Raw genomic sequence first — 16030 nt, 5'->3', positions numbered from 1 at the left:
GGCTGCTTCAGCGTGCCGCGGCGGACGCGGGCGGCGCGGCGGCCTCGACCACGCGGACCAGGTCGCCGTCGGCCAGGAAGCCGACCCCCGCGGCCACGACACGTGCGCCCTGCGGCAGGCCCGACAGGACCTCCACCCGGTCGCCCTGGCGGCGGCCCAGCGTCACCTTGGTCTGCCGCACGCGCGACTGATCCTCGATCACGAACACGTACTGGAAGCCGTCGCGCAGCGCCACGGCGGCCTGCGGCAGCGTCAGTGCGCTCGAACGGCCCAGTTCGAATTCGCCGCGCGAGAACATGCCGGCGCGCACCGACGACGCGCCCGCCGCCGGCAGATCGACGTAGACGAGGCCGTTGCGCGTCTGCGGGTCGACCGTGGGCGCCACCATGCGCACCTGGCCGGTGGCGCTGCCGCCGTCGGGCAGCGCGAGCACGACCTTCATGCCGGGCTTCACCTGCGACAGCTCCGCCGCGGTGACCTCGCCGCGCCATTCGAGCCGGCCGCCGCGGATCAGGCGGAACAGCTCCTGCCCGTTGCCGGCCACCGCACCGACGGTCGCCATGCGGGCCGAGATCACGCCGTCGTCGGGCGCGGCGATCGTGGTCTTGGCCAGCCGCAGCTCGTCGGACTGCAGCCGGGCGCGCTGCGCCAGCAGCCGCGCCTGCGCCGTCTTCTCGGCCGTGAGGTACTGGTTGATCTGCTGCGCGCTGATGGCGCCGGTCGTCTGCAGCTGCCGCGCGCGCTCGGCGTTGGCCTGCGCCTCGGCCAGCGTGGCCTCGGCTTCGGCCAGGCTCGCGCGTGTCTGCGCGAGCTCGACCTGCACCGTGTCGACCGACATCCGCGCCAGCACCTGCCCGCGCCGCACCCGGTCGCCCACGTTGACCAGCACCTCGGCGAGCCGGTAGCCGCCCTGCTCCGCACTGACGATGCTCTCCTGCCAGGCGGCCACGCTGCCGTTGGCGCTGAGCGTGCGCGGCCAGGCCGACGGCACGGCGACCACGGCGTTGACCGTGAGCGCGGCCTGCGCTGCGGACGCCGGCTGCGCGGGCGCCGACGCCGCGCCTGGCGATGCCTCGCCCGCGGTCTTGCCGCCGCCGCAGGCCAGCAGCACCGCCGCCACACCCAGACCGGCCAGCGCGGCCGCGATGCCGCGTGCGGCCCTGTGCTCCATCGAGTTCAATTCGAATCCCCTGTCGTGCCGGCGGCGGCCTGCTGCCAGCCGCCGCCCACCGCCTTGTAGAGCGCCAGCCAGGCGGCGACGCGCTCGCGCCGCACCTGGATCAACGCCGCATCGGCGCCCAGCGAGCTGCGCCGCGCCTGTTCCAGATCGAGCAGGCTGCCAGTGCCCACCTGCCATTGCGTCTGCGCGGCCGCCAGGAACTCGGCGTAGCCGCTGGCAGCGCGCTGCGCGTCCTGCTCGCGCCGCTGCGCGGCCTCGAGGCGCACCAGCGCCTCCTCGACCTCCCGCGCCGCGGCGAGTACGCGCTCGCGCCAGCCCGCCACCGCTTCGTCGTAACGCCCCTGCGCGGCATCGACCGCCGCCACGCGCCGCCCGCCGTCGACCAGCGGCGCCAGCAAGGCGGGGCCGAACGACCAAGTGCGCCCGTCAAAAGTGTCGCCCCCCACGCGAACGCCGGCCCGCCCGATCGAGCCGGTGAGCGACAGCCGCGGGAACCGGTCCGCGTGCGCCGCGCCCACGTCGGCGGAGGCCGCGGCGATCTCCCGTTCGGCGGCAGCGACGTCGGGCCGCTGCGCCAGCACCTGCGCCGGCACCGCCTCGACGGCGAACGACGCCGGCTGCGGCAGCCGGGCCCGGCGCTCCGCGAGCAGGCCGCGCAGCACGGGCTCGGCCTCCACGGTGAGCGCGGCGAGCTGCTTGACCGAGAGGTCGCAGTCGGCACGCTGCGCGACCACCCGGTTGGCCGCCTCGGCCGCCGCGGCGCGTGCGAGGCCGGCGTTGGCCGGTGCCTCGAAGCCGGCGTCGACCTTCTGCTGCGTCAGCGATGCCGTCTGTCCGCCGGAACGGGCGTCGTTCTCGTAGACCTCCAGCACGGCCTCGCAGCTGCGCAGGCCGACGTAGGCGCCGGCCACCTCGGCGGCCAGGCTGACGCGGGCGTTGTGCCACTGCGCGTCGGCGCCGTCGGCGCGGGCCTGCGCGGCGGCCACCGCCTGGCGCGTGGCGCCGAAGAGGTCGATCTCCCAGGCGGCATCGAGCGTCGCGCTGCCCGCCGTCTGCAGGCCGGTGGTGCCGGGCAGGTCGTTGTCGGAACGCTGGGCACCCACGTTCGCGGCGAGGGTGGGCCGCGCCGCGGCACCCGCGATCCGCACCGAGGCCCGCGCCTGCGCGATGCGGGCCGCAGCCTGGGCCAGGGTCGGGTTGCGCCGCTGCGCGGTATCGATCAGCTGCGCGAGCAGCGGGTCGTCGAAACGGGCCCACCAGCCAGCCAGCTGCGCCGCCTCGCCGCCATGCGGCAGCGCGGCCTGCCACTGGGGCGGGACCGTATCGGCGGGTGGCTGGGCGGGCGGAGGGCTGGCGCAGGCGGTGAACAGCAAGCAGGCCAGCAGCGGCAGCGACGGGCCGCGCAGGCGATCGGATGTTGTTGTCATTGCTCGGTGGCGAACGGAGCCGGCCGGCAGTTTAAGGGCCTAACAAGTCAGGCCCGCATCCACACCCTCACCAGCGACAGCAGCTTCTCGACGTCGAGCGGCTTGGCGATGTAGTCGCTGGCGCCGGCCGCGAGGCACTTCTCCTGGTCGTCCCTCATCGCCTTGGCGGTGAGCGCGATGATGGGCAGGCCGGCGAACTCGGGGCGGCTGCGGATCTCGCGCATCGCGCTGTAGCCGTCCATCTCCGGCATCATGATGTCCATCAGCACCAGGTCGACCGGCGGCCCTTGCGCCGCGCTGCGCGCCAGCACCTCCAGCGACTCCCGGCCATTGCGCGCGATGGCGACGGTGCAGCCCTTGGGCTCCAGCACCGCGGACAACGCGAAGATGTTGCGCACGTCGTCGTCCACCACGAGCACGCGCCGGCCTTCGAGCACCGACTCGCGCTCGCGCGCCTGGCGCAGCATGCGCTGGCGGTCGGCCGGCAGGTCGCCCTCGGCCTGGTGCAGGAAGAGCGTCACCTCGGACAGCAGGCGCTCCGGCGACCGCGCCCCCTTCAGGATGATGGACTTGGAGAAGCGGCGCAGCCGTTCCTCCTGGTCGCGTGTCAGCGAGCGCCCGGTGTAGACGATGACCGGCGGATACACGATGCCCCCTCGCTCGGACAGCCGCTCCAGCAGGTCGAAGCCGCTCATGTCGGGCAGGCTGAGGTCCATGACGACGCAGTCGAACGCCTCGCCCTGCAGCCGGCCGAGCGCGGCGCCGGCGGTGGCTGCATCGACGATCTCGATGCCGTCGGACTGCAGCAGTGCACGGATGCTCTCGCGCTGGCGCGGATCGTCCTCGACCACGAGCAGGCGCCGCAGCGTGCGCGACAGCCGCCCGGCCAGCCGGGCCAGCACGCCGGCGAGCTGCTCGCGGTCGGCGGGCTTCATGTCGTAGCCGACGGCACCCATCCCGAAGGCATCGCGCGCATGGTCGACCACCGACACCACGTGCACCGGCACATGGCGGGTCTGCGGGTCCTGCTTGAGGCGGTCGAGCACCGCCAGGCCCGGCTGGTCCGGCAGCTGCATATCCAGCAGGATGGCTCCGGGCCGGTGCTCGCGGGCCGCCTGCAGCCCGTCGGCGGCGGTGTGCGCCACCACGCACTGGAACCCAGCCTCGCGGCCGAGGTCGCGCAGGATCGCCGCGAAGGGCAGGTCGTCCTCGATCACCAGCAGCGTCTGCACGCCGGGCTGCAACGCGGCCCGGTCGTCGGTTACGGCCTCGGCGGCCACCGGCGGCGCCGGCAGGACGGGCGCCGAGGGCGGCCCCAGGGCGGCGGGCGGCGGCAGCCCGTGCCCCGGCGGCCGTGCGCCCGGCGCCGCCGATGGGGCCGGAGCAGGCATCGACCACGGCAGGGTCAGCGTGAAGACGCTGCCGCGGCCGACGATGCTGTTCATGCGGATGCCGCAGCCGAGCAGCTGCGCCAGGTCGCGCGAGATGGTCAGTCCCAGGCCGGTGCCGCCGAACCTGCGGTGCGTGCTGCCATCGGCCTGAGTGAAGGCCTCGAAGATCGCCTCGTGCTTGCCTTCAGGGATGCCGACGCCGGTGTCGCGCACCGCGAAGTGCAGCATGCGGGCATCGGCATCGCTCGATACCTGCAGCACGACCTCGCCGGCCTCGGTGAACTTCACTGCGTTGGACAGCAGGTTCTTCAGGATCTGCGCGCAGCGGGCCTCGTCGGTGACGAAGCCATCCGGCACCTGCTCGTCCACCACCAGGCGAAACGCCAGGCCGCGGTCATGCGCCAGCGGCTCGACACTGCGCCGCAGCCGCTCGAGGAAGCCGGCCAGCCCGACGTGCTGCGGATCGACCTCCATCTTGCCGGCCTCGATCTTCGACAGGTCGAGGATGTCGTTGATGAGGCCGAGCAGGTCGTTGCCCGCCGCGGAGATGGTCTGCGCGAATTTCACCTGTTCCGGCGAGAGGTTGCCAGGGCGGCTGTCGGCCAGCAGCTTGGCGAGGATCAGCGTCGAGTGGAGCGGCGTGCGCAACTCGTGGCTCATGTTGGCCAGGAACTCGCTCTTGTACTGGCTCGCGCGCTCGAGCTCGCCCGCCCGTTCCGCCAGGATGCGCTGGGCGTTGGAGAGTTCGTCCCGCTGGTTCTCCAGCGTGCGCGCCTGGGTCCCGAGCCGCTGGTTGCTCTGTTCCAGCTCCGCCTGCTGGCCTTCCAGGCGCGCCTGCGACTGGCGCAGCACGCGGCTCTGCTCTTCCAGCTCCTCGTTGCTGACGCGCAGCTCCTCTTGCTGCGCCTGCAGTTCCTCGGCCTGGTGCTGTGTTTCCTCGAGCAGTTCCTCGAGGCGGCTGCGGTCGCGCGAAGCCCGCACGCCCATCGCCAGCGAAGCTGCGATCCGCAGCATCAGCTCCCGGTCGACGGGCGTGACACGCCGGAAGAAGCCCAGCTCGACCACGCACTGCACCCCGCCGTCGACCACGACCGGCGCGAGCAGCAGTTCGCGCGGCTTGGCGCGGCCCAGCGGGGAGCCGACGTGCAGGTAACCGTCCGGCACCTGGCTCACGTGCAGCACGCGCATGCCCTGGGCTGCCTGGCCCAGCAGGCCCTGGCCCGGCAGCACCGCCGCCGGCAACGGGGCCGCGTCCTCCAGCGCATAACCCGCCATGCGGCGGAAACTGCCGTCCGGCTGGGCGACGTACAAGGCACCGACCGGCGCCTCCATGAAGCCCGCCAGGAAGCGCAGGGCACGCTCGGCCAGCAGCTCGAGCCGCGGGTCGCCCTGAAGCTCGGCCCCCAGGGCCATCTGGCCGTGGCGCAGCCAGTTCTCCTCCGATGCGCAGCGCCTCCTCGGCCTGCCCGGCCCGGCGCAGCTCGATGGTTTCGGCCAGCTCGGCGAGCTTGTCGTCGGTGAGCTGTTCCAGTTGCGCGAGGCGGCCGCGCTGCTGCTGGTCGTCGCCGATCAGGGCCCCCAGCGCGACGAACTGGCCGGTGAGGGCCGCCTTTGCCATCCGGTACGGCGCCAGGTAGGACTCCTCGCCAGTGAGCAGGTAGCCCCGCTGGCCGGTCTCGGCGTCCCTGGTGCTGGACACCACGCCCTGCATCTGCTCGATCACCTCCAGGGTGTGGGACAACGCGTCCGCCGCCTGGTTCTGCCTCACCTGGACTTGATGGTTCCCCACCGCCATCACGACGATGATGGCGAAAGCGACCAGGAAGGCCGCCAGCGTGGGCCACGGCAGCCGGCCCAAAGGCGGCCCAGGGGGACGGCGACTGCTGGCGAACCGGTGGAGGGCATGGCGGGGGGCGAGTATAGGGACGGCCCCGCTGGCCGCCTGGCGCCGGCCGGCGCCCGCGCGGGCGTGGCGATTGCCCCGCTCCCGCCGAGCAAGGCAGGGGCCGTGCGAGGGTGATCGAATGGACGAGGCCGCGTTGATGGATCTGCTGCAATGGCCCGCGATGCTGGTGACGGTGGCCGCCTCCTGGCTCGTCGCGTCGCAGCGCCAAGGGCCGCGGCGCTGGGCCTTCTGGCTCTTCCTGTTCAGCAACGTGCTGTGGACCCTCTGGGGATGGCACAGCCAGGCCTGGGCGCTGGTCACGTTGCAGTTCTGCCTGGCCGCGATCAACCTGCGGGGGGCACACAAGAACGACGGCTGAACTCGGGAAAAGGGGGCGTCAGCCGTCGCACAGCGGCCTCCCACATGCCGACGGCATGCTGTCCTACAAAGGCGCCGCCAAGACGTTGCAACATGTCACCTGCCGCTGACGACAAGAAGGAGAACAACCGTGACCATGTGCCATCGATGCCATGCGCTGGAAGAGGCGCCGGATGCACGCGCCCACGAGGGCCTGCGGCTCACCGATGCGAAGAAGCGCCAGGGCGGCCTGTCGAGCGGCGTGGTGTTCCTCTACCGCTGCGGCAGCTGCGGCACCTTGTGGTCGCGCACCGCCGACTCCATGACGCGCAGCGCGAGCTGGGTCGCGCCGCTCGCCCCTGGACAACTCGATCACGTGGCAGGTGGACGCGGCGGCGGCGCAGCCACCTGCCCCTCCCTGTTCCAGACCGGTCTGCGCAACCAGCAGAGTGCATAACGCCGGCGCATCCCATCACCGACAGCGAGGAGTGCACGTGGCCATCCCTCCCGACACTTGCGGCGCCCCCCCCTTGGACGACCCGGACATGCCGGCCGACTGGCCGAAGGGACTCATCGTGCTGCCAGGCAGCGAGCGCCGGGTCTGGTGGACCGGCCGCGTTGCCATCGGCCTGCTCTACGGCATGCAGCGGCAGGAGGCGCCGCCCGGCGGGCCGCAGGCGGGGCGGGCAGGCACACTTTCTTGAGGCCGATCAGGCGGCCGGGTCAACATTCACCGGCCTGCACACCGGCCGGGGCGTGGCGGTTAGATTCCGCGCATGTTTTCCTGGCGTGTTCTCGAAGAAGCTGGAGCCACCAAGGCGCAGGTGCTGCGCGTGTGGCAATCCCGGCTGCAGGCCCAGATCGAATGGCTCAATGCCGAGTACTCGCTCGATCCGAGCGTGCGGCAGGGTGTGGTGATCGCGGGCCGCCGGCGCCTGCTGGCGGAGATCGCCGGCGTGGCCGAGGCAGGCGAGAAGGCGCACGAGTCGTTTGCCGCACAACTGTCGTCGTTGAGCATTGCGTTGGCCGCGGCAGGGCTGCTGGCGGACGAGACGGCTTTCTGAGCGCGCAGCGCCTGTCTCAGGCGCGCAGTGCGCCGCTGTCCGCCATCCACCGTGCCAGGCCGCTCTGCGAATCGGCGGCCCGCAGCCAGGCGCTGCCGCAACGGCTGCACCGGTAGCGGAACACCACGCCGGCTGAGAGGCCGCCGGGCAACTTGGTGGCGCCGCCCAACTGCAGGGCCCCATGCGCCGGCCCGCCCACGTTCCGTACCAACCCATCGCAGTTCGTGCATAAAGAGAGGGGAGCGATCGGATCGGGTTTCATGCCGGAGCAAATGCACCATTCGTGCCATGCTGCCCGCAGGGCACGACGGTGCCCCATGCGCGGCGCGCACAGCCACCTGAAGCGCCTGGAAACGCCCGGACTTCGCGTCTGAAGTATGTTCGGGGCTGGCGGACCGTCTGTACACACAGACCGGAACGCCCGCCGCGCCGGCCCTCCAACGGGCGGGAGCGTCGTACGCTCGCCCCCTGCCTTCGCCCTGGGGACACCTGCCGCAGGCAGGTTGACGGTCTGCAGTAACGGGACGTAAACCTCATGATTTCCATGGAAGGCGTGTGTTCGTCACTCGTCGCCCGAAACACCTCGTGGGTGCGACAGGAGGCAGCTTCGCTGGCCCGGCGTCTGCCCAGCAACGTGGAGCGGGCGGACCTGATCCAGGCGGGGCTGATCGCCGTGGCGCAGTCCGCCGTGGCTTTCGAATGGGAGGGCGACCACGACAGCGAGGAGGCGCGCGAGGCCTTCGTCCGGTATGCACGCATGCGCGTGCGCGGCGCGATGCTCGACGAATTGCGCGGCATGGACGTTCTGCCCCGCAGCGATCGGCGGAAGGTCAAGGCCTTGGAAATAGCGCGCGACCGGTGGATCGCCGCTCACGGCAGGGAGCCTAACCTGTCGGAGCTGGGCGAGGTGTGCGGCCTGACGGTGGCGGAGGTCGCCGACCTGCAGTACGCAGCCCATATGGCGCATCCGCGAAGCCTGTCGCCGCGCGCGGACGACGAGGCACCGGAGCACGTGCACGAGCCCGCGACAGCCCACGACGAAGTGGAAGCGCGCGTGGATACCGGCCTGGTGTTGCGCCACCTGGAGAAGCTGTTCGCCAAGCTGCCGGAATCGGAGCGCCGCGTGATCGATGCCTACCTTGGCGTGGGGATGACGCCAGTGCAATTGGCGGGCTCGATGGACCTCAGCCCCTCGCGCATCGCACAGATGTACGCCAATGTGTGCCGCAAGATCGCGATCCACATGGGCCACGCGCCGGTGCGGGCCGCGGACTTGAACGGCGCCGAGTCTTCGGACAAATTCGACGCGCTGATGGATGCCCGGGATTCCGAGTTGTCGCGCCAGCCGGGCGGCACCCACTGGGCCGCCATGCTCGAAACGGTGCTGACGGCACCGGCTGAACGTTTCGGCGAAGCGTCGGCAGGCGAAGAGCACATTCACGTCGGTCCGGGAACACGCTGGGGCTGAGCGCGCGCCGCGCAGCGGCTGCGCTGATCCGGTGTCCGGCTCCTCACTGATCCTGTGCAGGACCGCCGCGGCTGCCTACCCTCCCCGGCATGCAAGCAAGTGATCAGAGTGCACGGCGGGCGCCCGGATGGGCCGCGCTGGCCGCGTGCATCGCCAGGGCCGGGGTGACGTTGCTGCTGGCTGCGAACGTGTCCGCGGCACAGGACCTGCCGGACACCCTAGGCCAGCGCATGCAGGCGTGCATGGGCTGCCATGGCAACGAGGGCCGCGCCACCAACCACGGCTACCTGCCTCGCATCGCCGGCAAGCCGGCCGGCTACCTCTACAACCAGCTCGTGAACTTCCGGGAAGGCAGGCGTCCCAACGCCGACATGGCCGCCCTGCTGCAGCACATGACGGACGACTACCTGCGCGACATCGCCGGCTACTTCGCGGCCTCGAAGCTGCCCTACCCGCCGCCGCAAACCACGGGCGCGGATGCAGCGGTGTTATCGCGAGGCCAGGCCCTGGTACGGCAGGGCGATGCCGCGCAGGGCATCCCCGCCTGCGTCCAGTGCCACGGCGCCGCCATGACCGGCGTGCGGCCCTCGGTGCCAGGACTGCTGGGTCTGCCGCGCGACTACCTGCTGGGGCAACTCGGCGCATGGCGCAGCGGCCAACGCCGTGCAGCCAGCCCCGACTGCATGGCGCACATCGCCAGGCAGCTGCAACCGGCAGACGTCGGCGCGCTGGCGACTTGGCTGTCGTCGCAGCCCGTCCCCGGCGATGCCGAACCTGCCGATGGGCTGCCGCTGCCGCCGCCGGCCGATTGCGGAAGCGGTCTGCCATGAGCGCCGCCCGCCGGACCCCTGCGCCGCACGTCCTGCGCAGAACGATCCGCCTCGCACTGCTCGCATGCGTGTCCGCGCTGGCTACCGCCGCCTTGGTGGCCTGGCTGAACGTGCGGGGCGAAGCAGCCATCGACGACATGCAGGCGCGACCGGACCGCTTCTCAGAGCAGCAGGTCGAACGGGGTGCCTACCTCGCACGCGCCGGCAATTGCGCCGGATGCCACACGGCACCCGGCGCGCCGGCATACGCCGGTGGCAAAGGCATCGACACGCCATTCGGCACCGTCTACGCCGGCAACCTCACGCCGGACGCGCAGACCGGGCTCGGCAGCTGGACGGCTGCGCAGTTTTGGCGCGCCATGCACCACGGCCGGTCGAAGGACGGGCGCCTGCTCTATCCCGCCTTTCCGTACGCGAGCTACACGCTGATCACGCGCGACGACAGCGACGCGCTGTACGCGTACCTCGGCAGTCTTCCCCCGGTCGTGCGAGCCAATCGGCCGCATGACCTGCGCTTCCCCTACGGCCTGCAGGCATCACTCGCGGTGTGGCGCGCGCTGTTCTTCCGCCCCGGCCAGTTCGTGCCGGACAGCCAGCAGACCGCTGACTGGAACCGTGGCGCCTACCTGGTGAAGGGACTCGGCCACTGCATGGCATGCCATGCACCACGCAACGTCTTCGGGGCGACGATCGATGGCGATGCACTGGACGGCGGATCGCTCGCGCTGCAGGGCTGGCATGCCCCTTCGCTCGCCGCAGCCTCCGAGGCCGGCGTGGCGGACTGGCCCCTGGCAGACATCGCCGGCTTGCTGAAAAGCGGCACCGCACCAGGGGGATCGACGCTCGGCCCGATGGCGGATGTGGTGTTCCGAAGCACGCAATACCTGGACGACGCCGACCTTCGCGCGATGGCTGTCTTCCTGAAAGCCTTGCCGCAGCAGAGACGCCCGCCCCAGCCACCAGCGCCGGCCGACCCGGGCACACTCGGGTTGGGCGAACGCCTCTACGCTCGACACTGTGCCGAGTGCCATGGGGCGCAAGGGCAAGGCCGAGGGCCATATCCGGCACTCGCCGGACAACGAACCGTGACGCAGCACGCACCCGACAACCTCCTCCAGGTGATCCTGGCCGGCGGCTTCGCGCCGACCACGCCGGCCAACCCGCGCCCTTACGGCATGCCGCCGTTCCGCCAGGCCCTGTCGGACGCCGAGGTAGCTGCGCTCGCCACCTATCTGCGGCGCTCCTGGGGTCATAACGCATCGCCTGTGTCCGAGCTGGCCGTACTGCGAAGCCGCTGAACGGCATCGATCGAGATGAAGCTGCTCCGATACGTCCAGGCTGTTCTCTGGAGCTTCATCGGCCTGGGCCGACGAAGCGACATGGCCGAATTGCACCGCACAGGCCATCCCCTCGTGCTGGTCATCGTCGCCGTGGCGCTGGCGGCATTGCTCGTGGGGTTGCTGGTGGGCGTGGCTGTCGTGGCCGTTCGAACCTTGGGCTGAGCCTCTTCCGGTCAACTTTGCCGTGGCACTTTCACGGCTTCGCTGCACTCCGTGTCGATCGTCCCTCCAGCGAGGGAACTGCAATTCATGATACGGCCAATAAATTTGCATCATCTATGCCGATTTATTGGACGACAAGTGACATTGCCAATTCATCAATTCGCCAAATCAAGCGGCGTCACGATGATCGAAGCGACGGTGGCGGCAGCGATCCTCGCGCTATTGACCAGCCTTGCGACACCTGCGTTCGTCGGCAGCATTGAACGCCATCGCGTCGAAGGCACGACCTACCAGCTCAGGACGGATATCCGCTACGCCCACTCGGAAGCACGAGCAAGGGGCGAGACGGTGCGTATCGGGTTCTGGGACACCACGGCCGGCAGCTGTTATGTCATGCACACCGGCGAGCATTGCCGGTGCACCCACGAGGGCCTGGCTGTCTGCGAGGCAAGCGCCCGCCCGCTGCGCACGGTGCTCCTGCCCGCGCAGTCCGGGGTGAGGTTGCACGCCAACGTGGCGCACATGACGTTCGACGGGCAACGCCACACCGTGACGCCTGCGGCCGCGATCAGCATCCAGTCGGCGCACACACCCCCCTTGAGGACCATCGTGAACGTCCTGGGCCGCACGCGCGTCTGCGCGCCAGCAGGCGCGATCGCCGGATACAAGCCGTGCTGAACCATCGCCCGAAGGCTGCGCTCGGCTGCGACGAACGGCCATTCAAACCCGACAGGCGGCAGGCCACACTGTGCATAAAGTCACGCCGGCCTTTCACAATCGGCGGCATGGTCCGCCCCGAAGTTCATGCAGACCGCGGCTTCACGCTCGTGGAGTTGCTGGTGGTCATTGCCGTGCTGGCCGTGATTGCCGCAGTGGCGCTGCCCTCTTTCACCGAATCCATCCGCAAGAGCCGACGCGCGGATGCCATCACGCTGCTGACCGGACTGCAGCAGATGCAAGAGCGGTTCCGTTCCAACAACGCGAATTACGCGACCACGCTCGAGCAGCTGCAAACCGATGGCAAGGGCGAGCACTACCAGGCCGCCGTCGTCCAGGCCGATGCGACCAGCTACACCCTCAGCGCAACGGCCTTGAGCACCTCGCCGCAGGCAGAGGACGACAAATGCAACGTCATGACGCTGGTGATGGCAGACGGGGGCCTGTTGCAGTACACGGGCACCTCGAGCGCCAGCAAGCCATGCTGGAGCCGATGACCATGCGGCATACACGGCGGCATCCGGCGAGCGGGGCTTCGGCGGGCCTCACGTTGGTGGAGCTCATGGTCACGCTCGTCGTCCTGGGCGTCGTGCTGACGCTGGCCGTGCCGGCCTTCAACGACCTCATCGTTCGCGAGCGCGTCAGGGGCGTCAACAACGAACTGATCGCTGACATGCAACTGGCGCGTTCGGAGGCCGTGCAACGGCTCAATACCACGCTCATCCACTTCAAGGCCAACGAGACGATGTCCTGCTACGCGGTCTACGCGAAGCAGGGTGGCGGCGGATGCGATTGCCTGCGCACCGCGAACCATTGCGAGAACGGCGGTGTCACGCTGACGCGTCTTCTGAAGGTGGTCCAGATCCCGCGTGACAGCGGCATCACGATCGGCGTCGCCGGACGAAGAGCCGAGATCGAGAACCGGCGGGGGACCCTGGACGTCGAGAGCCTGGCGGTGCCCGTCACCAGCACGCGCGGCCCCGCGCTGGTGACGACGCTGGAAAAGGCCGGGCGCATATCGACCTGCTCCCCGAATCAGTCCTTTGCCGGAGTGCCCGCATGCGCGCCCTGACGCCGCCCGTCGCGGGTACCCGCCAGCGCGGGTTGTCGCTGGTCGAACTCATGGTCGGCATCACCGTCGGCCTTTTCATCGTCGCCGCCGCGTCGATGATGGCCACCAACCAGCTCAACGACAACCGGCGACTGATGCTGGAAACCAACGTGCAGCAGGAGCTGCGATCGGCAATGGACGTCATTGCGCAGGATGTACGCCGTGCCGGCTACTGGGCGGGCGCCCCCAGCGGCGTGTGGAGCCCCGACAACCCGTCCGTCGCCACCAATCCCAACGATGCGATCGACAGTTCGGAAGGCGCGACCACCCTCGAATTCGACTATCGCATCGACAGCAGCCGGACCGCCGCCGGGTTCCGTCTGCACGAACACGCCGTGCAGATGCTGATCGGGGACCGATGGCAATCCGTCACGGATCCACAGACTGTCCTGATCGACACGTTGACGATGCAGGTCGACGAGCATGAGGTGCCGCTCTCGGCCTATTGCCTCAACGCCTGCGCTGCAGGATCGTGCCCGGCGCTGAAGGTGCGCACGGTGGCGGTCAACCTGGCCGGCCAGGCAGCGCACGATGGCAATGTGCGGCGAGAGCTGAACAGCACGATCCGGCTGCCGAACGACAAGGTGACGGGGAGCTGCCCATGAGCACCGTCCGGCCGCATGCACCTCGAGGCGCTTGCCGCCCTGTGCACCAGTCTGGCGCGGCCACGCTGGTCGTCGTGATGATCCTCTTCTTCCTGATGCTGCTGGTATCGGCGTATGCCAGTCGCACCTTGATCTTCGAACAACGGACCTCGGCGAACCAGTACCGCTCCACACAGGCATTCGAGGCTGCGCAGGGCGGACTGGAATGGGCCCTGTCGATGCTGAACAGCGAGCGCCGCATCGACACCTCCTGCAATCCCACGACCGACCCGTCGGCAACGACCTTCCGTGCGCGCTACCTGGCCACGGACGTCGTCACGGAGCGGGTCACACCCGTCCCCGCCAGCGGAACCGCCTTTGCCGCCTGCATGCGCAACGATGCGGGCTGGCAGTGCCAATGCCCGCTGACGGGTGCGCCGGCACTGGTCGCCGAAGCGAACACCCGGTCGGCATTCGTCCTGAGGTTGGTGCCGCCCCCGGCGGGCGCACCGGGCGTCATGAAGGTCCAGGTCTCTTCCTGCTCCAGCACGAACGACATGCGGTGCTTCTCGACGGAGTCGGTCACGGGCTCGGAGGACGCGAGTTCGCTGCAGCAAATGCAGGTCGCGCTGGTGCGTGTGCTGCGCGCACCGCCGGCTGCGGCCCTGACGGTGGTCGGCGACGCTGCATTCCCATCTGGCTCGCTCGTGCAGTTGGTCAACATTGCACCGGGCGGGAACGCCCTCGCGATCCATGCCTCGGGATCCGCGTCCGGCTACCAAGCCCGGTTGGTGCTGCCAGGCGGCACCCCGCCGGAAGCGGCGGTGCTGGACGGCGACGCCGCTTTGGGCTCGATCCCGTTTCCCTCGCGCTTTGCGAACTTCAGCGGCATCAAGCAGACGACATTCCGCAACCTTCCCGGCGTCGTATCGCTCGCATGTCCCGGAGGAGACTGCGCAGCGCAGATCACGGAAGCGGCCGCCAAGGGGAAGAAGCTGTTCTACCGCTCCGGCGACCTGATGCTGCCCACGGGCACCTCGCTAGGCACGCCCGACGACCCCGTCATGGTGGTCGTCGATGGGCGATTGCGGCTCGAAGGCACCGTGCAGATCGTGGGCCTGGTCTATTCGACCGGCATCGAATGGCAAAGCGGCACGGCGAATGCGTTGATACGCGGTGCCACGGTGGTCGACGGCGATTGCTGCACCCAGGTCACCGGCTCCCCCAGCCTGGTCTACGACAAGGAAGTTCTCACGCGCCTCCAAGTGGGAGCCGGTGCTTATGCCCGCGTCCCTGGAAGCTGGACTGATCGGCACGAATGATGAACCACCAGCACCGCGGCAACGGCCGACGCCCCCGGGCACAGCGCGGCGTCACGCTCGTCGAAGCGCTCGTGGCGTTCCTCGTCATGGCGATCGGCATGTTGGCCGCCGTGGGAACCCAGCTCACCCTGCGCTTGAACAGCGACGTCGCCAAACAGCGCTCCGAAGCCGTGCGCCTGGCGCAGAACGACCTCGACGTGATGCGCTCGTTCACCACGCTCCCGGCCACCGAGGGCGTGAACAGCTACGCCGACATCGTGCAGACCCAGGCGCCGGTGCCGCTGGGCTTTTCGAGCAACACCCAGCATCGGCTGACCCGCAACGTCGCGTCGACGGAAGACCTGCCTTTCCGGACCGTGTCGGCGGAAATCACCTGGGAGGACCGCCAGGGCGTGGCGCATCCGGTGCGCCTGGACACGATCGTGGCCGGCATCGATCCGGCACTGTCCGGCTACCTCGGCCTGGTGGCCAACGGCAAGCCGGCGGCCGTTGTCAGCCGCTCGAACCACCGGCTGCCTGCGTGGGTGCGCGACCTCGGCAATGGCCGCAGCGTGCTCAAGCCCGCAGGATCGGACACCACGGCGTGGATCTTCGACAACCGTTCGGGACTCATCGTTTCCCGCTGTGTCGTGCCGGCCAACAGCACGACCCAAAGCCTCACGTTGGGCGACCTGAGCGGCTGCCTGGACCCGACCTTGACGCCGCTCGCCGGCCGGCTGGTCGCGGGCTACGTGCGATTCTCCCTGGCGTCTCCGCCGGACCCGGCGACGCCGGCCTCCCCGGCGATCGAAGTCCACCCCGTGCTGGACTTGAGCGGTGGGCTCTCGCAGACCTCCGAATGCTTCGACGATGCAGCAGCCGCCGCCGGCCAACGCACCCTTGTCCAGTACTACTGCGCGGTGTTCTCGCCCTCTGCGGAGGTGGGGTGGTCGGGCTACCTCTCGCTCGATCCCTCGACGCATTGGCGCGGAGACAATGCGCTTTACCTGCTTTGCCGGTACACCGCGGACGTGGACGCGTCAGGCTCCATCGGCAATGAGGAGCACCCGCTCGACTACGCGAATGTGACGAAGAACCTGCTGAACCAGAATTTCCTCGTGGTCGCGAGGGGCGAAAGCTGCCCTCTCGGCACGGCACAGCACGACCCACGCCCGCTCTGATCCGCAGCCGGGGCACATGGGTTGGCCGACAA

17 protein-coding genes and 1 pseudogene are annotated in these 16030 nt (G+C 69.9%); 14 read left to right on the top strand and 4 right to left on the bottom strand.

All coding sequences use genetic code 11. The features are described 5' to 3' along the window. Positions 1-7: 7 nt before the first annotated feature. The 4 genes and pseudogenes from V4F39_RS04260 to V4F39_RS27175 all read right to left on the bottom strand — a co-directional run. Entirely contained in the window at positions 8-1171 is a 1164-nt protein-coding gene (locus V4F39_RS04260) for an efflux RND transporter periplasmic adaptor subunit (RefSeq protein WP_332288052.1), read from the bottom strand. 5 nt (positions 1172-1176) lie between these two features. Next, a complete protein-coding gene (locus V4F39_RS04255; protein WP_332288051.1) occupies positions 1177-2607 on the bottom strand; it encodes an efflux transporter outer membrane subunit in 1431 nt (476 codons plus the stop codon). A 47-nt stretch (positions 2608-2654) separates the two neighbouring features. Next, a complete protein-coding gene (locus tag V4F39_RS04250) occupies positions 2655-5411 on the bottom strand; it encodes a response regulator (RefSeq protein WP_332288050.1) in 2757 nt (918 codons plus the stop codon). Between the two features lie 91 nt (positions 5412-5502). Next, positions 5503-5709: pseudogene (locus V4F39_RS27175) on the bottom strand (CHASE3 domain-containing protein); the annotation flags it as partial. 313 nt (positions 5710-6022) lie between these two features. Here V4F39_RS27175 and V4F39_RS04245 point away from each other — a divergent pair. From V4F39_RS04245 to V4F39_RS04180, 14 genes are all read left to right on the top strand, one after another. Then, entirely contained in the window at positions 6023-6262 is a 240-nt protein-coding gene (locus V4F39_RS04245) for a hypothetical protein (protein ID WP_332288049.1), read from the top strand. Between the two features lie 129 nt (positions 6263-6391). Beyond that, positions 6392-6697: a hypothetical protein gene (locus V4F39_RS04240; RefSeq protein ID WP_332288048.1), complete on the top strand. Its 306-nt coding sequence runs from the start codon at positions 6392-6394 to the stop codon at positions 6695-6697. Positions 6698-6770: 73 nt separating this feature from the next. Next, on the top strand, positions 6771-6944 hold the full coding sequence (locus tag V4F39_RS04235; RefSeq protein ID WP_332288046.1) for a hypothetical protein: 174 nt from the start codon (positions 6771-6773) through the stop codon (positions 6942-6944). 72 nt (positions 6945-7016) lie between these two features. Next, positions 7017-7304 (top strand): hypothetical protein, encoded by a 288-nt coding sequence (locus tag V4F39_RS04230; protein ID WP_332288045.1) that lies wholly within the window; start codon positions 7017-7019, stop codon positions 7302-7304. A gap of 535 nt (positions 7305-7839) precedes the next feature. Beyond that, complete coding sequence (locus V4F39_RS04225) at positions 7840-8772, top strand: sigma-70 family RNA polymerase sigma factor (protein ID WP_332288044.1); 933 nt, start codon at positions 7840-7842, stop codon at positions 8770-8772. A gap of 89 nt (positions 8773-8861) precedes the next feature. Continuing rightward, complete coding sequence (locus tag V4F39_RS04220) at positions 8862-9602, top strand: c-type cytochrome (RefSeq protein ID WP_332288043.1); 741 nt, start codon at positions 8862-8864, stop codon at positions 9600-9602. Next, the gene (locus tag V4F39_RS04215) at positions 9599-10900 is read left to right on the top strand and encodes a cytochrome c (RefSeq protein ID WP_332288042.1); all 1302 of its coding nucleotides are present in this window, start codon (positions 9599-9601) and stop codon (positions 10898-10900) included. Before V4F39_RS04220 ends, V4F39_RS04215 begins: the two co-directional genes overlap by 4 nt. Positions 10901-10915: 15 nt before the next feature. Then, the gene (locus V4F39_RS04210) at positions 10916-11104 is read left to right on the top strand and encodes a DUF2970 domain-containing protein (protein ID WP_332288041.1); all 189 of its coding nucleotides are present in this window, start codon (positions 10916-10918) and stop codon (positions 11102-11104) included. 183 nt (positions 11105-11287) lie between these two features. Further along, positions 11288-11782: a pilus assembly FimT family protein gene (locus V4F39_RS04205; protein ID WP_332288039.1), complete on the top strand. Its 495-nt coding sequence runs from the start codon at positions 11288-11290 to the stop codon at positions 11780-11782. After that, positions 11776-12318, top strand: a complete 543-nt coding sequence (locus V4F39_RS04200; protein WP_332288038.1) for a type IV pilin protein — start codon at positions 11776-11778, stop codon at positions 12316-12318. Before V4F39_RS04205 ends, V4F39_RS04200 begins: the two co-directional genes overlap by 7 nt. Beyond that, entirely contained in the window at positions 12303-12893 is a 591-nt protein-coding gene (locus tag V4F39_RS04195; RefSeq protein WP_332288037.1) for a pilus assembly FimT family protein, read from the top strand. Before V4F39_RS04200 ends, V4F39_RS04195 begins: the two co-directional genes overlap by 16 nt. Next, positions 12881-13537 carry a PilW family protein gene (locus tag V4F39_RS04190; RefSeq protein WP_332288036.1) on the top strand — a complete coding sequence of 219 codons (657 nt, stop codon included), beginning with the start codon at positions 12881-12883 and terminating at the stop codon, positions 13535-13537. Before V4F39_RS04195 ends, V4F39_RS04190 begins: the two co-directional genes overlap by 13 nt. Then, positions 13534-14838 (top strand): pilus assembly PilX family protein, encoded by a 1305-nt coding sequence (locus V4F39_RS04185; RefSeq protein WP_332288035.1) that lies wholly within the window; start codon positions 13534-13536, stop codon positions 14836-14838. The genes V4F39_RS04190 and V4F39_RS04185 overlap by 4 nt, the downstream gene beginning before the upstream one ends. Further along, positions 14838-15998 (top strand): type IV pilus modification PilV family protein, encoded by a 1161-nt coding sequence (locus tag V4F39_RS04180; protein WP_332288034.1) that lies wholly within the window; start codon positions 14838-14840, stop codon positions 15996-15998. The genes V4F39_RS04185 and V4F39_RS04180 overlap by 1 nt, the downstream gene beginning before the upstream one ends. The last annotated feature ends 32 nt before the right edge of the window (positions 15999-16030 follow it).

Origin of the sequence: Aquincola agrisoli, assembly GCF_036621135.1 — a bacterium.
GTDB lineage: Bacteria > Pseudomonadota > Gammaproteobacteria > Burkholderiales > Burkholderiaceae_C > Aquincola > Aquincola agrisoli.
Note: the sequence above shows the minus strand (reverse complement) of the source record. Positions and strands in the feature narration are given on the sequence as shown.